Source organism: Arcobacter rhizosphaerae (assembly GCF_049472155.1).
GTDB lineage: Bacteria > Campylobacterota > Campylobacteria > Campylobacterales > Arcobacteraceae > Arcobacter_B.
On record NZ_JBMOVW010000007.1, the window covers coordinates 116,801 to 135,503 of the forward strand.

The window sequence follows — 18,703 nt, forward strand, 5'->3', positions numbered from 1 at the left end:
TCATTTATCCTATATAAAGTTTGGTGCATCATTTGCAAAAAGAATCAAATCACCTACTTTTGTTTTTTGGGCTAAAATCTCTTGCATTTTTGATTTGTCTTTTAAAATAAATACTTTACTTTCATCAATATTTGAACTTAATAAATGAGAGTTTAAATCTCCTGTTATTATAGCAAGGTCAAATTTTTCATTAATTTCATTTGCTAATAAAATATTAGCTTCATCTGTTGATTCAACTAGACCAGGTGTGATTATTACTTTTCTTCCCTCATAAGAAGAACAAATATTAATTCCCTCAAGCATTCCTTCAATATTTCCATTAAAAGAATCATCAATAATTAATTTCCCACCTGCTTCAATTTTTTGAAGTCTATGTTCAACTTGAGGTAGACTTTGAAGAGCTAATTTAATCTCATCAATACTCATACCTAAATGGTGTGCAACTAAAATAACTGCTGTTAAATTTATTGCATTAAAACTTCCTAAAACTGGTGCATGAAAATGTTCAATTTGTCCATTAACTTCAACATCAAACCATATACCATTTAAATCACTTTTTGTTACGTGTAAACCATTTGGAAACTTTGTAATAGTGTCATAATCTTTTATATGTGTTGATTCATGAACAAAGCCTCTTTCTAACTTTGGAGATTTTAAAAGTTCCATTTTTGTATGAATAATATTATCAATAGTTTTAAAGTATTCAATGTGAGCTTCACCAATTGATCCAACTACACAAATTTGAGGTTCTAAAAACATTGCTATTTCTTCAATATCACCTTTTACTCTAGCACCTGCTTCTGCAATATAAACTTGAGTATCATCAGGTAAATCTCTATTTACATCTAAAACAATACCAGCAATTGTATTTACAGATCTTGGTGTTTTATATGTTTTATATTTGTTTTTTAAGATATGGTATAAAAAGTTTTTTATTGAAGTTTTCCCAAAAGAAGCTGTAATAGCTACAGTTTTTAAACCTCTAATATTTTCATATCTTTGCTTAGCTTTATGTTTAAAAGAGATAAAAAATATCTTCTCTAAAATTGTTGAGATACCATAAGCTAATATAAGTGGGGCAAAGATAAATTTATTTGCACAAGCTTGACTAGCTAAACAAAGAGCTGTTAAAATAAAAGTTGTAAAAAGAAGTATTGATAGAAATCTTTTTACTCTAGCAGTTAAAACTAAAGGTTTATCAAGTTTCTTATTCCATAAAATAAAACTAACTAAATATAAAGCATAAAAATAAATAGAATAATAAATCTCAGGTATTAAATAAAAAAGAACAATAGGCGCTAAAAAGTAAGTAATATGCCATTGCCATTTATGATGTTTTAAAACAACTCTTTCAATTTTATAGTTGTACCATTGAAGGTTAGTAATAAGATACCAACCTAAACTCATTATTAAAACTATATGTGTAAATATATTAAAATATTCAAGGTATTGCATTTTCTATTCTCTCACAAATATCTTTTGCATTTTTTGCAAAGAAGTAATGGTCACCATGATATGATATAAATGTTGAGTTATTAATTAAAGAGGCTATTTTTTTACCTGAATCTAAGGAAGTAGCTGTATCTTTCTCTCCCCAAAAAATTAATGCTTGATTTTTAAAAGCTTTAAAATTTGAGCTAAAATCTTCATTTACTACATTTTTAAATGTTGCATACATATTTTCACTCATAGTATTTACATCTTTACTTCTAAAGGCTTTTGTAATACCTTTTAAACCAATAAAATTAAAAAATTTTGAAATAGCAATTTTTACTTTTACGTCAAAAGCTTTTTCTTCTAAAATACCTGCACTACTTAAAAGTACTAAATATGATGGATTTAGAAGTGTTGCTACTTTTCCGCCATAAGAATGCCCCGCAACTATCTCTTTTGAAGAGTTCAATTCAGACAAAAACTCCTCTAGTATTTTGGCGTATAAAGGTGTAGTAAGTTCATAAGAAGTATGGCTTTTACCAAAACCTGGCATATCAATATAAATATGCCTAAAATCTTTCAAATATGCTCCAAAAGAGTTTTTCATAATCTCTTTATTTGAACCCCAACCATGTAAAACTACAAAATCTTTTTTTGCGCTTGGATTTACAAGTTCATAAGAGATTTCATACTCTTTATTTTCTACTTTTACACTCTTTTTTGCCAAAACTATTTACCCTTTGCACTATGAATTTTATTTACATACTCATAAGAAATTGGTATATGTTTTCTTTTTGGAAGATTTAAAGCGACTTCATTTAATAAAGCATTAAAATCATCAAATAAATAGTTTGCCATAGATCCTGGGATTGAGTTAATTTCATTTAAATAAACTTCATTATCTATTACAAAAAAATCACATCTAATAATTGAACCTTCAAATAGATTATTATAAATTCTTTTAAATGCTTCTTTTACTTTTTCATTTAACTCAACACCAAGATCAACTTCTTTTGCTTTAGAAGTTCTTGAAAAGTCTAGGTATTTTTTATCAAAATCTAAGAACTCGGCTTTTTGTGGCTCTTCTAAAATAGAGAATTTAAACTCTCCATTTACTTTAGTACCAGCTAAATTATACTCTTTTACACCACTGATAAATGGCTCAATTATAATTGCATCATCAAACTCATAAGCAACATCTAAAGCATACGCTAATTCTTCTTCTGATTTTACAATAGAAACACCAATAGAACTACCTAATTTAACAGGTTTTAAAATCACAGGGAATTTTTCAACTTTTACTTCATCACCTTTTGTAAAGTATTTATAGTCAACTACATTTACATCTACAGATGAAGCATAACCTTTTGTTAAAAACTTATTTGAACTAACTACACAAGCTTCAACTCTTGGAGCTAAATATGGAATATTATAGAATTCAAAAAGTGAAGCTATCACACCATCTTCACCATCTCCACCATGCATAAGTGTTAATGCTATATCAAAGTCTAATGGCTTTTCTTTAGAAAACAATCCACCTTTTTTATAAAAACCATTTTTCGCAATACTTAATTTATCAAATTTTTTGTAATCTCCTGAACTAAAAAGTTTTGATTTGATTACATCTGTTGGGATATGATAAAATTCTCTGTTTTCATCTAAAAATATATAGACTAATTCATTTTTTAAAACATCTTTCATTGCAATTGAACTTACTATTGAAATCTCATGTTCAAAGCTTATCCCACCAAAAACTATTGCTATTTTCATTAAATTCCTTTTGTGATTTTATTTTTGTAATTTTTTAAGAGCTTCTTTTACTAAATCACTTGTATTTGTACTTTTACAAGTTTTTAAGATTTTTGAAACCATATCTTTTTTAAAGCCAAGAGACTCTAAAGCAAGCGCTGCTTCAAGAGAAGCTGAGGCAGCTAAGTTTTCTTCACTTAAAGCATCATCACTATCTACTATAAATCCTGATAACTCCACTAGAATCCTACTTGCACCTTTTGGACCAATCCCTGGAACTCTTTTAAGCATTGATACATCATTGTCTGTAACTATTTGAGAAAATGAGCTTGCAGTAAAAGTAGAACATATAGCAAGAGCTACTTTTGGCCCTACTCCATTTATCTTAATAACAGTATCAAAAAGCTTCTTTTCATTAGGATCCAAAAAGCCATAAAGGATATTTGCATCTTCTCTTATTATTTGTGTTATTAGCAATGAAATTTCATTATTTGTGATACGTTGAGAACAGTTTAGAGAGACGTTAACTTCGTAGATTATACCATTTACATTGATGTTTAATAACGTTGGCTCTTTTTTAGTTATTTTTCCTTCAAGACCTACAATCATTTTCCTACTTTTCTTAAAAATTGTGTTATATTTATGTTACAATTAATATTTTATAAATAAAGTTGATTATATAATAAATAGACTTAAATTTAAAGGCCACCATAATGTTTGAATTAGTAACAAAAAAGATTAGTAATAAAATCATATTTTCTCTTTTGGTTTTACTTACTATTAGTACTTTAACTATTGTATATTTTAGTACAAAAGAAGTTAGTAGAAATACAATTGAAAATACAAAAGAAAACTTAGAAATGTTAAATGCTGCAATGTTTCAAAGTTTAAGAAATGCTATGAATACAGGTGACCCTGCTCAAATAAAAAAAGCAGAAGATGATGCAAGAGAAATAAAAGGTGTAAAAAACTTAACAGTAGCCAAAAGTAAACCTTTAATGGAAATGTATCCAAGTGAAGGCTCAACTTACACAACTGATGAAAAAATACTAAAAACATTTGAAACAAAAAAACCTTTACTATTAGAAACTCAAGATGAAAATGGACATGCTTTAAGAATGATTAAACCTATGGTTGCTACTCAAGACTGTTTATTATGTCATGCAAATCAAGCTCAAGGTGATGTAATTGGTGTTATGGACTTAACATTTTCACTTGATGAAGCAGATGATGAAATTTGGGATTTATTAGTACATATTTTAGTTGTAGCAACTATTGCTGGATGGGTTACAATTTTATTTGTATTCTTTATAGTAAAAAGAGCTACAAATACTATTGGTGACTTAAAAAAAGGCTTTGAAAAGCTTTTAGAATCAAATGACCCTACAATTACACTTGATGTACAATCTAAGGATGAAGTAGGAGAAGTTGCAGATTTATTTAATGAATATATGAAAAAAGTAAGAGCTGGTCTTAAAAAAGATGAAATTGTAATTGAAGAAGCAAATGATATTTTAGAAAAAACTGCAAGTGGTTTCTTTGTTTATCAAGTTGAAAGTACAGCTTCGAACCCTCATGTTGAAAATTTAAAAAATCAACTTAATGCAATGATTTCTCATACAAAAGAAACACTTGATAAAATCAATGAAACTCTTAGAAAATATTCTGAATCTAAATTTGACTACAAAATTGATGACAAAGGGATATACGGAGATTTAGGTTCTTTAGCATCTGGGATAAAATTAGTTGGAAATAATACTTCAGAAATTTTAGCAATGATTATGAATACTGGTGATTCTCTAAAAGAAAATACAAATGTTCTTTCAAGTGCCTCTAAAGATTTATCTACATCGTCTAATCAACAAGCCTCATCACTTGAAGAAACAGCAGCAGCACTTGAACAAATAACATCTAATATTCAATCAAATACGCAAGCAACACAAAGAATGTCACAATTAGCACAAAGTGTGACTAACTCTGCTAAAAAAGGTGAAAGTTTAGCAAATAGAACTGCTGGTTCTATGGATGAGATAAATACACAAGTTAGCTCTATTAATGAAGCTATTGAAGTTATTGATCAAATTGCATTCCAAACAAATATACTATCACTTAATGCAGCAGTGGAAGCAGCAACAGCTGGTGAAGCAGGAAAAGGCTTTGCTGTAGTTGCTCAAGAAGTAAGAAACTTAGCAAGTAGAAGTGCAGAAGCTGCTAAAGAGATTAAAGAAATAGTAGAAGCTGCAACTAATAAAGCGCAAGAAGGTAAAGTAATTTCAGATGAAATGATTACAGGATACAAAGAGTTAAATGATAATATTTCAAACACAACTGTAACAATTGAAGAAGTTGCTATTGCTTCAAGAGAGCAAGAAAAAGGTATTGTTCAAATTAATGATGCAATTAATACATTAGATCAAGCTACACAAAGAAACGCAGAAGTTGCTAATGACATTTCAAGTATGGCTAATAATATAGCAGAAATGTCTGATTCATTAGTAACAGCTGCATCTAGGGCTTCATTTTTAAAAGAAGCTTTAAACAAGGTTTGTGATGTAGATTTAGTTTATGATACAGCAGAATTAAAAGTCGATTTATTAAGACAAAAAGATGAAACATACTCTAAACTTGGGAGTTACAATTCATGGAAAATTCAAGAAGATATAAAACTTAAAAATTGGTGTGAAGAACATAGAAATTCAGGAAAAAAACAAAATACAGAAACAATGATAGAATTAAATAATTTAACAAAAGAATTCCATGATAATTTACAGTTACTTGTAGATAAAAATGCTAATAAAGAAGATAATAAAATATTAAATGAAAGAGCAAAAGAAGTGGAAATAACAACACTAAAAATCTTTGGAAATTTAAATCGTCTTAAAAAAGACGCTTGTGAGAAATAAAGAAGTTATTTAACTTCTTTATTAAGCTTGCATTTGTTTAATAAGCGCTTCTAATTCTTCTTCGCTTAAATTATCATCACTGTCTATATTTTTTGCACTATTAGCGATATTATATTGAGATTTATCAATATCATGCTTTTCACAAACAAAATTAACAACTTTTTCTATTCTTTGTCTGTATAAATCTTGATGTTGAAGATGACCCATTGCATCAGATACTTGACTATTAATTCTATTTTTATCATGTTCAATTACACTTAAGTTATCTGTTAAGTCTGAGATATTTTGTAAATTCTCATATATAAGTGTAGCATTATTTTCTGTTTGTTTTATCACATCACATAACTCATGTATCAACTCTTCATACTTCATATATCTTCCTTAATGTACTTAATACATGAGTTTAACTTATTTTTACTTAATGATAAGAAAAATTACTTTATAAATATTAATGAATTATTTCTGCAATTAATTCAGTTGCATAAGAACCTTTTGGTAAATAAAATTGTAACTCCATCCAATTCTTATCTTCTTTATAATTACTTTCAACTTCCTCTGGGAAAACCCATGCAAATCTTCTTGCGCCATCTTGAAAAGTTTTAGCATCATACTCTTTTTCAATTTCATAAGCTAAACCTTCACTATTTTTAACTCTTTTACCTGCTAAAAGTCCTGTTGGAACTCTATCCCTTTCATAAAATTTATTTGATTCTGTTTCTAAATCTTCAATTGTAAAAATTTTTCCAAAAGGATAATGAGATAGTAAATCTCCTGTAATTAATTTCAATGGATGTTTTTGTTTTTTCATTTGTTTAACTACATCAAGAGGTAAATTTAACTTTTCATAAACTTCTTTTGGCTCAAAAGCTTCTATAAGTTTTGATATTTCTATTCTTTTTGAAAGCCAAGAGTTAAAAAGATAACTTTGATAAGCATTTATATACATTTGCTTTAGATTTCTTCTTTTTTCTTTTAATTTACCATCTATAATATCTTTACCTTTTTTATAATTATCACCTTCAATACCAAATCTTTGAAAACCAAAATAATTAGGCATACCAAGAGTGACAATACTGCTTAAAGCTTGTTCTATTTTTCTTTGATCAATTAAATTAACCCTTTTTAATCTAATAAAAAATTTATTTCCTTTTAAATGTCCTACTTTAATTTTATTATTATGATATGTTTTTTCTAGAATTTTAATATTTGGATGTTCAAAATTATTTATTTTCTCTTCAAAACTTTTATGTAAAGAAATAGATTGAATAGTCATTGCATTTTTATCTTTTAATCCTGCATATCCAATATCTCTTACCTTACAACCAACATGATTAGAAATTATTTCAACTGCATCCCATGTAGATAAATCTTTTTTTCTAATCTTCAAAATCAGGTGTTCACCCTCACCAGAAAACTCATATAAAGGTACTTCTGTTACAACGAAGTCATCTTTTGTTTGTTTAAATACCACATCAATTTTTGCATGATTTAAATATCTTTGTAATTGTTCCAATAATTTTCCTTAGTTTTAAAAATGATGGTTATTTGCTTTTGTTTTATAACAACCATTTATTGCTTTAGCAAATATATTTAACTTAACATTATGTTTTTTTGCTATTTTTTCTATTTTATTTTTATTTTTTTTGTTAAATGTAAAAAGTATTTCATACTCTTCTCCTGAAGTTCCAACTTCATTACTAATTTCTTGAAAAAACTCAAAACCTATTTTACTTTGTTTTGAAAGTCTTTCTAATTCAAAAAATAATCCATCAGAAATATCTAAAGAAGCATTTATATATTTAGAGGCTTCATAAAAGAATTTTGATTTTAATTTAGGTTTAATAAATTTTGACTTTTTAGAAACCTTTTCATTTCTAAAAAGTTTTTCTAAGTCTTTTTTACAAGTTCCTAAATCTCCTGTAAAGCAAACTAAATCATCTTTTTTTACACCTGATCTAAATATAGGATTTTTTACTTTTGAAATAATTGTAATTGAAATATCTAATTTTTCATTTGCTATAGTATCTCCACCTATAATCTCTATATTAAACTCTTTTGCTGCTTTTTTAAAACCTTTTGATAATTGTTTTAAATCATCATTAGTATAAGATTTAGGAATAGCAACTGTTAATAAAGCATATTTAGGATATGAGTTCATTACAATAGCATCTGAAATATTTACAAGCATAGATTTGTATGCTATTTCTCTTAATGTCATCCATTCTTTTTTAAAATGAACATTCTCAAAAAAAGCATCATTTGAATATGACCATTTGCCAACTACAGCAGCATCATCACCAATAAAATCACTTTTTGAAAACTGTTTTATAAAATAATCTTCTTTATTCATACGCAATTATACCAAAGAAGAATAAAACAAGCCCTTTTTTGTTACGAAAAAGTTATATTTTAAATAGGATAGTTTTTATCCTATTTAATTTTAAGAAACTTATAGTATAATAATAGTCAAATTAAAATTATTAGGAGACAAAATGCCAAAAATTAATAAATATGTTGACATTGACACTGTTGAAAGAGAAGCAAAAAAAGATTTAATTGATAGACACTCACCATTCATCCACTGTGCTGAAACTGCAAAAGCAGGTGAACCATTTGAAGTAACTGTTAAAATGGGTAACGAATATACTCACCCAGATGATTTTGATCACTTTATTGAATCAGTATCATTATTTAATGGTGAAACATTATTAGCAAAAGCCACTTATGTTCCAGGTACATTAGGAAATGTTAAAGCTCATAATACAACAACTTTTACAATTATTCCAACTAGTAAAAAATTAAACTTAGTAGCTCACGGATACTGTACTAAGCATGGTATATGGGAATCAACTCCAGTTCAAGTAACTGTTGAAGCATAATTCAAACATACCAATATTTAAAAAGGCTTAAAAGCTTTTAGCTTTTAAGCCTTTTTTATTTATAAAAGATCTTCAGGTTTTGTATAATAAAATCCCTGTGCCAAATTTGCACCTAATTTTATTATTGTTTCTTCAACTTCTTTATTATCCACAAATTCAGCTACAGTTTGAATATTACTTTTTTTAGATAGATTTATTATTGATTCTACAATATTTTTTGAATTGTTATTTGTATTTATATCTTTAATCAAACTTCCATCTATCTTTACAATATCAGGTTTTAAATTAAATAATTGCGTAAAATTAGAATATCCACTTCCAAAATCATCAATAGCTAACTTACAACCATAAGATTTTATTTTTTCAATAAATGTATATAAATGTGCATAATTATCTATTTCATCACTCTCTAATATTTCAAAAGTTATAAATGAAGCTATATCTTTCTTTTCATATAAAGTTTTATATATAAACTCTAATGTATTATTATCATTTATATCTTGATAAGATAAGTTTATAGATACACATTTATTTTTATTTTCAATAAATTCAATACTTTTTTTAATTACTATTTTTGTAATCTCAGGATAAAGTTTTGATTTTTTAGTTATATCTAAAAAGAAAAAAGGACTTATAATATTTTCTTTTTCATCGATTAAACGTACTAAAGCTTCATATTTAACTATCTTTTTAGTTTTTAAATCAATAATTCCTTGAAAAAATGGTCTTATTTTATCTTCATCTATAGCTTGTTTTACTTGAGTTAACATATTAAAGTTTTTGAGTGTTTCTTCTTTTTCACTCATTTCTTTTTTATAAATACTAACCCTATTAAAACTTTTTTTCGAGTTAGAAATAGCAATTTCTGCATTTTTTAAGTAAGAGCGAATATTTGAGATTCCAATATTTACACTTACAGGAACTTCTATTGATCTATATACAAACTTATTATTATCAAGTTCTAATAAAAGGTTTTTAGATAATCGAACTAAATCATCTAAACTTTTGTCTTCAAATAAAATAGCAAAATGATCAACTCCAACTCTGTACACTTTATCAAATTTAGAATCTAATATCTTAGCTATATCTTTTAATAAAAAGTCCCCTCCTTCATATCCAACTAATGAGTTTACTTTATTAAAATCAATAATATCAATTAAAATTAATGTTCTATTTTTTTTTCTTGAAACTAAAGAATATGAAGTCCTATTTAAAAGTCCTGTTAAGCTATCATAAAAAAGCTTTTTTTCATTTTCTGTTTTGAGTTTTAGGATATTTTTATTATCTTTAATTGATTTAGAAATATAATATAAAATAAGAATCATAGAAAATATATATGCAAAAAGTATTATATAAAACTTTAATTTTATTTCTCTTCTTAAAATATTAGATTCTTTTTCTAACATTGTAAATATTTTTTCATTAGTTTCATATATTTTAGCATTTTGAAGTTTTTTTAATATAATTTTTAATTTAGGAATACTTTTATAAAGTAAGTCAATATGAGTAAACATTAAAGCATATTTTGACTCATTTGCTTTATACGACTTAAAAAACAAGTATTGCTCATCACTTATATTTTTATTTATATCAAAAGAACCATTTATAAGCATAAACTTAGAAATAATATCAATTAATCTTAAAGAGTATTCAAAATCAAAATTATTTGAGATATTTAAATTTCTATTTAAATTACTAAGAGAGTTTTTTACTTCTGCATTTTTTCTCATAAAATCATAAGTTAAATCTTCAAACTCTTTATATTGAAGTTTAAACTTATTTATTAAATCAAAGGTATGTGAATAGTTAAAAAGATATTTAAGTTCCCTAATAAGTTTTTTATTTTCTTTTATTTTTAAAACAATATTATCATTATTATAGTGTAAAAAAATTATTGAATTTTTTATTTCTTGTAAATGACTAATAGTATTATATTTAATTTTATAGCTTGTTTCAATTAAATGATTATAATTTTTATTAAATCTATCTAAATCATTTTTTAGATTTATTGCAAATAAAAATACTCCAATCAATAAAATAAAAATCCCAAAGACTCTATAGTTTAGTTTTTTCATAACTATTTCTTTATCCATGTTTTAGGCAAATCACCTGTTAAAGTATTTAAAAATGCCTCTATTAATTGAAGTTCTTTTTCTTCTAACATAATTCCTAAATTATAATAAGCCATTAAACTTATTGCATCTTTTAATTCTCTTATATCTCCAGAATGAAAATATGGCGATGTTTTAACTACATTTCTTAAACTAGGAACTCTATAAACATCCTTATCTTTTGGCATTTTTGTATATGCAAACCTATCTGTCCAAAGTTTTTGATCATCACTACTTTTATAGTCAATTATTGTTCCAAATTTTTGATATGAGTTTCCACCAATATTTATTCCATTGTGACAAGATACACAACCATAAGAATTAAAAAGATCAAAACCTTTTTTTTCATCTTTATTTAATTTTATTTCATTTCGTAAGTATCTATCAAATTTTGAATTTGGAGTGATTAATGTTTTTTCAAAAGCGACTATAGAATCAATTACATCTTCAAAATTTGGGTTTCTATTATAAACAGTTTTAAACAATTTTCTATATTTTTGTGATTCATTTAATCTTTTTAGAATAAGATTTTTAGAGCTGTTCATTTCATGATTATTATAAATAGGACCATCAAGAAGCTGTTCTTTTAATGAAGAAACTCTTCCGTTCCAAAAAAAACTTAAATTATAAGTACTATTAAAAACAGTTGTAGTATTTATATTACCTAATTTATTATCATCTCCAAAACTAAACTTTAGTTTATCTGCTCCATATTGATTATGACATGAAGAACATGATATTTTCTTATTTTTAGATAGCAAAGGTTCAAAAAACAATTCTCTACCTAAATTTACCTTTTCTACATCATATTGTATTTGAGTTGGCAAGGGTTTAAATATTTCTTGTGCCTTTAAAGTGGACAATAATAAAACTAAAAATGAAAGAACTTGTATTTTGTTAATAATAATCATATCTAACAATTATTATATTTATTTAAAGCTTAAAATAAAGATGTTTTAATGGGTTTTTTACAAGTTATTATTATTTTTATTGGATAATAAATAATATTTATTTTTTAAGATTTTTTTTCTTTTACAATGCGATTATAACCGCATTGTTAAGAAAAATTTATTTTACAAAAGAACAACAATAATCAACTAATGAATGTACTTTTAATTTAAATTTTGAATTTGCTGGAATTTCAAAAGTAGCTGGGCCTTCATATTCTACCCAATCTTCTGCTGGTAACATAACTTCAAGTTTACCTCTTTGAATATCCATAATCTCCGAATGAACAGTATTTAACTCATACTCACCTTCTAACATAATTCCTAATGTTTTTTTAGAACCATCTTCAAATTCAATACTTCTGCTAGTAATATTTCCTTCAAATAAAATATTTGCAGCTTTTGCAATAGATACATTATTAAATTCTGCCATTTACATTTTCCTTACATAATTATTTATAATTATCATATCATATTTAAAATATATTTTAAATGAATATTCAAGCAAAAGAGTAGTTGTTTTTTGTTATAATCCCTGTATTATACATTAAGGGAAAAAATGACTATCCAAAAACAATTAGAACAACTTATAAAAAATGATGTACTAACTCATGTTGAAGATTATATTGATGAGTTATTTGAATTAATTGCTTCTAAAAAAGATAATGAAAGAACAAAAGAAGAACTTTCTGCAATTCAAGAAATGAGAGATGATTTTAAAGAAATGCTTAAAGATTTAGATGAGGGTAATATTGATGATGAAGAGTGCCAAGAGATTATTGAAGAAATAAATGAGATGTTAGAGGAAAAATAATAATTGAAAGGTTATATTATTGATATAAAGCCTGTAAAAGATGATGACTTAATTGTTACTATTCTTACAGAAAATCATTTATATACAACCTATAGATTCTATGGTGCAAGACACTCTAATATAAATATTGGGTATAAAATAGATTTTGAACTAGAAAATACAAGAGCTAATATACCCAGACTTAAAGATGTTATTCAATTAGGTTTTGAATGGATTTTAGATTATGAAAAGATGTATTGCTGGCAAAGATTTATTAAACTTTTTCATCCACACTTAAAAGACTTAGAAGAAATAGACTCATATTATTTTTATTTACTAGATTATCTAACTCATATAATGATTAAGCAAAATGCACTAAGAGCAATTTGTGAAACTTATATAAATTTACTTGAACATGAAGGTAGGCTTCATACAAATTATGAATGTTTACTTTGTGAAAATGTTATAAAAAAAGATATATCTTTAGTAAGAAGCTTTTTACCTGTTCATGCTAAATGTACATATAGTAAAGTATTTGATATAAAAAAAATAAAAGAATTATTTGAAGAAAAAAAGCTCATTAGCTTTACAGATGAAGAAGTTGAATATCTTTGGAATATAATTTTGCAAGGTTTATAAGTAAAAAAGTACTATAATATAAGACGTTAACATAGGAGTTTTTATGTCAAGTATAACGTCAAATGATGCTAGCTATTACCTAGATATGGATAATGAAGACTTAGTTGTTGAAAATTTATTAAATAAATATAATATTCAAACAAATACAAATAAATCTTTTATGTATAATATCAATGATGACTATAATGCTCTTATTGAATATATTTCAAAACTATTTTTAGATGAAAAAGATATTCCCTTAGATATAAAAGATGAGATAAATAATAATATTCACTTTAAAGCATACCTTACAAATCATATTCAAAATAGACTTGAAGAAATACTAAATAATAGTTCAATAGTTTTTTTCAAAGAAATAGTAATACTATTAAACCTTTTATCATTTGGTAAAGATTATAAATTATTTAAAAGTTATAATGTATTTGATTTAGATAACTTGGCTTCACTTTTTAGAAAATATGAAGATACAATACAAAAGCAAAAAGAAAACCATTTTGAAACTTCTTTTTTACAATATCAATTACTACTAGAGTGTTTAAATAAAATATGTACATTAAATTCAAATGATATTTATCGAAAGAAAGATATTAAAGATATAATTGATTTAATAACAGAAACAATAAATATAACAAAATTTAAAATAAAACTAGAAAATAGCAAAATAAATATCTTAAACAATATTCTTGGAAACTTTTTGTTTATGTATTCTCATGTACCTTACATAGAGATTGAAAACAAAGACTATAAATACCTAATTAAAGAGTTTTATTTCAACTTTAAAAAAATATATGATGGATATGAAGTATTAAATAGCACTCTTTATTCAGAAGATGAAAAAAAAGAAGAAAACTATCTTATACTTTTAAATTCTATTAGCATTTTATTATCAAATTTAACATATAAACTTAAAGATAATTACAACTTAAAAGATACAAATATAATAACAGAACTCAAAGATATTTTATCTTTTTATGAAAAAATCATAACTCATAAAAAGAAAGAAGAGATAAATAGTATTGAGGAATTTAGCAATAATTTACTTGAAAACTTTTCGTATATCTACAATTTAAAAACAAATAATAATTTAAACTATTTAGAAATAGTAGAAGAATTTTTAAAAAAGAAAGAATTCAATATAAATAATATGCAAATCATATTACTAATTATTCTATATTCAGAAAAAATAAAAGATGATAAACTAATAGAAACATTAGAGATTTTAATACAAAAGGATAAATTTGAAAATGATTATTATGAATATTACAAATTGTCTTTATGTGATATAATTATTCTTAAATTAACCAAAACAAAAAATGAAACAATCAAAAACTTTTTGCACTCTAAAGTAACTTCATATATAGAAAAAAACAAAAAAGCCTCACATTTAATGGCTAATTACTTTAAACTTTATTTATCATTATCTGTTTATTATTCTTATTATAATGATGAAAAATCTTTACAAATTACAAAAGAGTTTTTCTATAAATATATAAATATAAATGGTAAATTGCAACTAAAAAGTCACTATAATCAACTAAATGACATTGTACTACTTAATCTAGGCAAAAATCATGCAAAAGATTTGGAGATATTTGAAACAATAAACTCATCTTCTAAATTTAAAGATATTGGAAATAAACTTATAGAAAAGTATTCAAATGATTTTGAAATTAACTTAAAGTATAATGTAAATCAAAAACTAACTAATATTGTAAGTGAAATATTTACAAAAGAAGGTTTAAGTAATGACTCTTTAGATAAAAATATAGAAGAGTTTATATCAAATGAAATATTTCATGGATTAATCTTTTGTGCAGTTGAAGGCTTGTGTGAAGAGAAGTGTAAATTAGTAGATTTAGGTTACAAAAAAACAGAACTACATTTATTTGAAGGATATAAGTTAAGAATAGCATATTCAAGTGTATATGAAGATATATTTCAAGAAATTTATAAAAAAAACAAGTCTTATATACAACAAAATTTAAAGAATATCATCATAAGTTATATAAAAAGTATTCCAATATATATTGACTCGGTAACAAAAACTTTTAATAAAAATAAATTAATAGAAGACTTAGAAAAAAAAGAGAATGAAACAATAGTTTTTATAGAAATATTTTTTGAAAACCTAGAACAAATCAATAAGAAATATGACTATGAAAATGGCAATGAAATTTTCAAACATTTTGCACTACAAATAAATGAATTAGCAGTTACATATAGAATATATGGGCCTTCATTAGGAATTATTACAAATGAAAAAGAGTACTCTAATATAATTGAAAAAATCAAAAAAGTTGAAATTAACTATAAAAATATAATAATAAAGCCTAAACTTAAAATATCTGCAACATGGGGAGAGAATTATAATATCCTAGAAAAAGCAGAATATGGTATTGCTTTAGCTAAAAATAGTAAAAGTGGATTTTATGAATTTAAATAATTAAGGTAATTAAACCTTAATTATTCATCTAAAAGTCTATCTTGAAGTGTTTCGATAGCTTTCTCTAAAGATTTAGTATGTAAGCCATATTTTGTAGCTTTATTTATCGCTTTTTCACAATTTTCATCACTTAAGGGATCTGTTACATTACAAGCTGTTTTAATTACATCTAATATTTGAGCTTTTTGTTTAATTGAAGGAGAACATTTCTCAACATCATCAACATACTCAATCATATCAATTAAATTATCACTTAATTTCCAATGTCTAAATATTTTTGCTGTAATTTCAGAAGTTGATAAACCAACTAACTCTTTTTCAACAGCAGCAACTTCTTCACCTTGTGCTAACTTTGTTTTAAATATCTCAGTTTTTTTATCTGAAACAATAATATCAGCTAAAATAAATTTACCTGCTTCTTGTAAAAGAGCAGGAAGTAATAACTCTTCTTTTAAATCATAATCAAATTTTGATACCCATAAATGAGCTAATGTTGATGATAAATTTGATGCTCTCATAAAATCATCACTATTTATACTATAAGGCTCTAAATTTGACATAAGTAGATTTTGTACTGTTCCACCTATTGCAATAGAAATAGTAAAATTAATTCCTAATAAATTTATAGCTCTACTTGGTGTTTCTACTTTAGATCTAAATCCAAACATTGCTGAATTTGAAATTTTTAATAATGTAGAAATAATCAAAGCATCTTTTTCTACAATTTGAAGTAATTCAAATGCTTCTTTATCACTTTTTCTTCTAAACTCTTCTATTTCACTAATAGTTTTAGGAAGTGGAGGAAGAGATTCTATTTTTTCTAATATGCTTATAGATGACAAGTTAAACTCCTACTAAAATAATTTATATGTTAACACAAAATCTATCAATTATGTATTAAACCTAAAGTGCATTACATCACCATCTTGAACAACATAATCTTTACCTTCAAGTCTTAGTTTTCCAAGTTCTTTACACTTAGCCTCACCACCATTAGTTACAAAATCTTCGTAAGAAATAACTTCAGCTTTAATAAAACCTTTTTCGAAGTCATTATGAATAACAGCTGCTGCTTGTGGTGCTTTTGTTTCTTTTCTAATAGTCCATGCTCTTACTTCTACTTTACCAGCTGTGAAATAACTCATTAAACCTAATTTATCAAAAGCTTTATGAATAATTTGTTCTAATCCTGATTCTTCAACCCCTAAATCAGTTAATAATTCTTTTGCCTCATCATCATCCATACCAACTAATTCTTCTTCAATTTTAGCACATAGTGTGATTACATCAGCATTTACAGTAGCTGCATGCTCTTTTAGAGCTTCAACATACTCATTTGTACCTTCCATTAAAGAATCTTCATCCATATTTGCACCATAAATCACATCTTTATTTGATAAAAACCTTAACTCTTTATCCATTTGTAAAAATAAATCATTTTCAATATCTTCAAAAGTTTTAACAGGTTGTAATTCACTTAAGTGAGCCATTAAAGCTTCTGCTACAACAAGCATTGCAGCAGCTTCTTTAGAACCCTTTGATTGCTTTTTTAATTTTTCAATTTTCTTTTCACATTGTGTGATATCTGCATATATAAGTTCTGTTTCAATAATCTCAATATCTCTAATTGGATTTACATCACCTTCAACATGAGTAATATTACCATCATCAAAACATCTAACCATGTGTAAGATTACTTCAACTTCTCTAATGTTAGATAAGAACTGATTTCCAAGTCCTTCACCTTTACTAGCACCTCTTACAAGTCCTGCAATATCAACAAAATCAATAGTTGAATGTTGTATTTTATTTGGGTCAACAATTTTTGCTAACTCATCAAGTCTTTTATCAGGTACTGGAACAACTGCTTTATTTGGCTCTATCGTACAAAATGGATAGTTTTGTGCCTCTGCATTTTGTGCTTTTGTTAAAGCATTAAAAGTTGTTGATTTACCTACATTTGGAAGTCCTACGATTCCTACACCTAATCCCATTTATTTCCTTTTTTAATAATAATATATTAATTACAATAACCTTTTAAAGGTATTATTTAAAGCATATTATAAACGAAAAATGCAAAGAATTAGATAAAGTGGTTAGTATTTAAATTCTATATTTTGGTATTTAAGATTAAGAAAGTTTTTTTAAGTAATTTGAAGCTGCTTTAAGAGTAAGTCCTGATTTTGAACTTGCGTCAATTAATGTTTCTTGAGTATCTAAAAGTCTTAAAAGAACTTGATATTTATATTGTGTTGTCAATTTTGTCATTTTTTTCCTTTTTGTATAATTTTTGTATTTGAAAAGATAAAGCAATGCTTTATCTTTTTTTAATGTGAAATAAAAGTTAATTAAACTGTTTCAACATTTTTAGCTTGTTCGCCTTTTTGACCTTCACCAATTAGAAAAGTAACTTTTTGTCCATCTTCTAATGAAACTCTTCCATATCCTGTACTATTGATTTCACTGTAGTGTACAAATAAATCTTTACTATTATCTTCTAATTGGATAAATCCAAAACCTTTTTCATTATTGAACCATTTTACTGTTCCATTGTGTCTATTTTCCATAGAGTTTCCTTGTTAATACCTATAAAAGTATTGTATAAATTATTATAAAGTCAAAGTTTGAGTATCTAAATATTTGAGAGTTTTAATCAATGTAGTTATTAAATTAATATAAATCAGGTCAAAGTGAAGCTATTACAATCGTTAATCTTTAAAAGTACACACATAGTAACACAATAGTTTAACAATAGCAAGCTTTTTAGACTAAAAGGCAAAAGAATTGTTATATTTAAGATTTTAA

The 18,703-nt window shown here is 25.3% G+C and carries 19 protein-coding genes; 5 read left to right on the plus strand and 14 right to left on the minus strand.

Annotation, left to right across the window (positions count from 1 at the left end; translation table 11 throughout):
- Positions 1-9 precede the first annotated feature (9 nt).
- The 4 genes from ACH5BH_RS11685 to ruvA are packed head-to-tail and all read right to left on the minus strand — an operon-like array spanning position 10 to position 3,792.
- Positions 10-1,455, minus strand: a complete 1,446-nt coding sequence (locus ACH5BH_RS11685) for a Mur ligase family protein (RefSeq protein WP_423298462.1) — start codon at positions 1,453-1,455, stop codon at positions 10-12.
- Positions 1,442-2,161 (minus strand): EstV family lipase, encoded by a 720-nt coding sequence (estV, locus tag ACH5BH_RS11690; RefSeq protein WP_423298463.1) that lies wholly within the window; start codon positions 2,159-2,161, stop codon positions 1,442-1,444. Before estV ends, ACH5BH_RS11685 begins: the two co-directional genes overlap by 14 nt.
- A 2-nt stretch (positions 2,162-2,163) precedes the next feature.
- Positions 2,164-3,204, minus strand: a complete 1,041-nt coding sequence (locus ACH5BH_RS11695; RefSeq protein ID WP_423298464.1) for a D-alanine--D-alanine ligase — start codon at positions 3,202-3,204, stop codon at positions 2,164-2,166.
- Positions 3,205-3,222: 18 nt separating this feature from the next.
- Positions 3,223-3,792, minus strand: a complete 570-nt coding sequence (gene ruvA / locus ACH5BH_RS11700; RefSeq protein ID WP_423298465.1) for a Holliday junction branch migration protein RuvA — start codon at positions 3,790-3,792, stop codon at positions 3,223-3,225.
- A gap of 104 nt (positions 3,793-3,896) precedes the next feature.
- Here ruvA and ACH5BH_RS11705 point away from each other — a divergent pair, with 104 nt between their 5' ends.
- Complete coding sequence (locus tag ACH5BH_RS11705) at positions 3,897-6,086, plus strand: methyl-accepting chemotaxis protein (protein WP_423298466.1); 2,190 nt, start codon at positions 3,897-3,899, stop codon at positions 6,084-6,086.
- A 21-nt stretch (positions 6,087-6,107) separates the two neighbouring features.
- On the opposite strand, the gene ACH5BH_RS11710 is transcribed toward ACH5BH_RS11705, so the two are convergent.
- From ACH5BH_RS11710 to ACH5BH_RS11720, 3 genes are all read right to left on the minus strand, one after another.
- On the minus strand, positions 6,108-6,458 hold the full coding sequence (locus tag ACH5BH_RS11710) for a hypothetical protein (protein ID WP_423298467.1): 351 nt from the start codon (positions 6,456-6,458) through the stop codon (positions 6,108-6,110).
- 76 nt (positions 6,459-6,534) lie between these two features.
- Complete coding sequence (truD, locus tag ACH5BH_RS11715) at positions 6,535-7,599, minus strand: tRNA pseudouridine(13) synthase TruD (protein WP_404307154.1); 1,065 nt, start codon at positions 7,597-7,599, stop codon at positions 6,535-6,537.
- A 15-nt stretch (positions 7,600-7,614) separates the two neighbouring features.
- Positions 7,615-8,436 (minus strand): thiamine-phosphate kinase, encoded by an 822-nt coding sequence (locus ACH5BH_RS11720; RefSeq protein ID WP_423298468.1) that lies wholly within the window; start codon positions 8,434-8,436, stop codon positions 7,615-7,617.
- A 142-nt stretch (positions 8,437-8,578) separates the two neighbouring features.
- Between ACH5BH_RS11720 and ACH5BH_RS11725 the strand changes: the two genes are divergently transcribed.
- Entirely contained in the window at positions 8,579-8,965 is a 387-nt protein-coding gene (locus ACH5BH_RS11725) for a class II SORL domain-containing protein (protein ID WP_404307158.1), read from the plus strand.
- Between the two features lie 59 nt (positions 8,966-9,024).
- Here the strand turns inward: ACH5BH_RS11725 and ACH5BH_RS11730 are convergent, their stop codons facing one another.
- The 3 genes from ACH5BH_RS11730 to ppnP form a co-directional block, all read right to left on the minus strand.
- Complete coding sequence (locus ACH5BH_RS11730; protein WP_423298469.1) at positions 9,025-11,040, minus strand: EAL domain-containing protein; 2,016 nt, start codon at positions 11,038-11,040, stop codon at positions 9,025-9,027.
- A gap of 2 nt (positions 11,041-11,042) precedes the next feature.
- Complete coding sequence (locus tag ACH5BH_RS11735) at positions 11,043-11,987, minus strand: cytochrome-c peroxidase (RefSeq protein ID WP_423298508.1); 945 nt, start codon at positions 11,985-11,987, stop codon at positions 11,043-11,045.
- A gap of 157 nt (positions 11,988-12,144) precedes the next feature.
- Positions 12,145-12,456, minus strand: a complete 312-nt coding sequence (gene ppnP, locus ACH5BH_RS11740; RefSeq protein ID WP_404307164.1) for a pyrimidine/purine nucleoside phosphorylase — start codon at positions 12,454-12,456, stop codon at positions 12,145-12,147.
- Positions 12,457-12,582: 126 nt separating this feature from the next.
- Here ppnP and ACH5BH_RS11745 point away from each other — a divergent pair, with 126 nt between their 5' ends.
- Genes ACH5BH_RS11745 through ACH5BH_RS11755 form a run of 3 tightly spaced genes read left to right on the plus strand, consistent with a single transcriptional unit; the run spans position 12,583 to position 15,898 of the window.
- Positions 12,583-12,837, plus strand: coding sequence for a hypothetical protein (locus ACH5BH_RS11745; protein WP_404307166.1), 255 nt, complete (start codon positions 12,583-12,585; stop codon positions 12,835-12,837).
- Positions 12,838-12,840: 3 nt separating this feature from the next.
- A complete protein-coding gene (gene recO / locus ACH5BH_RS11750; RefSeq protein ID WP_423298470.1) occupies positions 12,841-13,455 on the plus strand; it encodes a recombination protein RecO in 615 nt (204 codons plus the stop codon).
- A gap of 43 nt (positions 13,456-13,498) precedes the next feature.
- Complete coding sequence (locus ACH5BH_RS11755) at positions 13,499-15,898, plus strand: hypothetical protein (RefSeq protein ID WP_423298471.1); 2,400 nt, start codon at positions 13,499-13,501, stop codon at positions 15,896-15,898.
- Positions 15,899-15,918: 20 nt separating this feature from the next.
- On the opposite strand, the gene ACH5BH_RS11760 is transcribed toward ACH5BH_RS11755, so the two are convergent.
- From ACH5BH_RS11760 to ACH5BH_RS11775, 4 genes are all read right to left on the minus strand, one after another.
- Positions 15,919-16,740: an HDOD domain-containing protein gene (locus ACH5BH_RS11760; protein ID WP_404307172.1), complete on the minus strand. Its 822-nt coding sequence runs from the start codon at positions 16,738-16,740 to the stop codon at positions 15,919-15,921.
- A gap of 48 nt (positions 16,741-16,788) precedes the next feature.
- A complete protein-coding gene (ychF, locus tag ACH5BH_RS11765) occupies positions 16,789-17,892 on the minus strand; it encodes a redox-regulated ATPase YchF (protein ID WP_423298472.1) in 1,104 nt (367 codons plus the stop codon).
- A 136-nt stretch (positions 17,893-18,028) separates the two neighbouring features.
- Entirely contained in the window at positions 18,029-18,166 is a 138-nt protein-coding gene (locus ACH5BH_RS11770) for a hypothetical protein (RefSeq protein ID WP_423298473.1), read from the minus strand.
- 80 nt (positions 18,167-18,246) lie between these two features.
- Complete coding sequence (locus ACH5BH_RS11775) at positions 18,247-18,465, minus strand: cold-shock protein (protein ID WP_423298474.1); 219 nt, start codon at positions 18,463-18,465, stop codon at positions 18,247-18,249.
- Positions 18,466-18,703: the final 238 nt, after the last annotated feature.

Bases quoted from the DNA above. Each gene is read 5' to 3' on its own strand.
- ACH5BH_RS11735 (WP_423298508.1), bottom strand. From the start codon at position 11,987: ATGATTATTATTAACAAAATACAAGTTCTTTCATTTTTAGTTTTATTA.
- ychF (WP_423298472.1), bottom strand. From the start codon at position 17,892: ATGGGATTAGGTGTAGGAATCGTAGGACTTCCAAATGTAGGTAAATCA.
- ACH5BH_RS11755 (WP_423298471.1), top strand. From the start codon at position 13,499: ATGTCAAGTATAACGTCAAATGATGCTAGCTATTACCTAGATATGGAT.
- ACH5BH_RS11745 (WP_404307166.1), top strand. From the start codon at position 12,583: ATGACTATCCAAAAACAATTAGAACAACTTATAAAAAATGATGTACTA.
- ruvA (WP_423298465.1), bottom strand. From the start codon at position 3,792: ATGATTGTAGGTCTTGAAGGAAAAATAACTAAAAAAGAGCCAACGTTA.
- ACH5BH_RS11725 (WP_404307158.1), top strand. From the start codon at position 8,579: ATGCCAAAAATTAATAAATATGTTGACATTGACACTGTTGAAAGAGAA.
- ACH5BH_RS11770 (WP_423298473.1), bottom strand. From the start codon at position 18,166: ATGACAAAATTGACAACACAATATAAATATCAAGTTCTTTTAAGACTT.
- ACH5BH_RS11775 (WP_423298474.1), bottom strand. From the start codon at position 18,465: ATGGAAAATAGACACAATGGAACAGTAAAATGGTTCAATAATGAAAAA.
- ACH5BH_RS11720 (WP_423298468.1), bottom strand. From the start codon at position 8,436: ATGAATAAAGAAGATTATTTTATAAAACAGTTTTCAAAAAGTGATTTT.
- ACH5BH_RS11710 (WP_423298467.1), bottom strand. From the start codon at position 6,458: ATGAAGTATGAAGAGTTGATACATGAGTTATGTGATGTGATAAAACAA.
- ppnP (WP_404307164.1), bottom strand. From the start codon at position 12,456: ATGGCAGAATTTAATAATGTATCTATTGCAAAAGCTGCAAATATTTTA.
- ACH5BH_RS11730 (WP_423298469.1), bottom strand. From the start codon at position 11,040: ATGAAAAAACTAAACTATAGAGTCTTTGGGATTTTTATTTTATTGATT.
- ACH5BH_RS11695 (WP_423298464.1), bottom strand. From the start codon at position 3,204: ATGAAAATAGCAATAGTTTTTGGTGGGATAAGCTTTGAACATGAGATT.
- ACH5BH_RS11685 (WP_423298462.1), bottom strand. From the start codon at position 1,455: ATGCAATACCTTGAATATTTTAATATATTTACACATATAGTTTTAATA.
- ACH5BH_RS11705 (WP_423298466.1), top strand. From the start codon at position 3,897: ATGTTTGAATTAGTAACAAAAAAGATTAGTAATAAAATCATATTTTCT.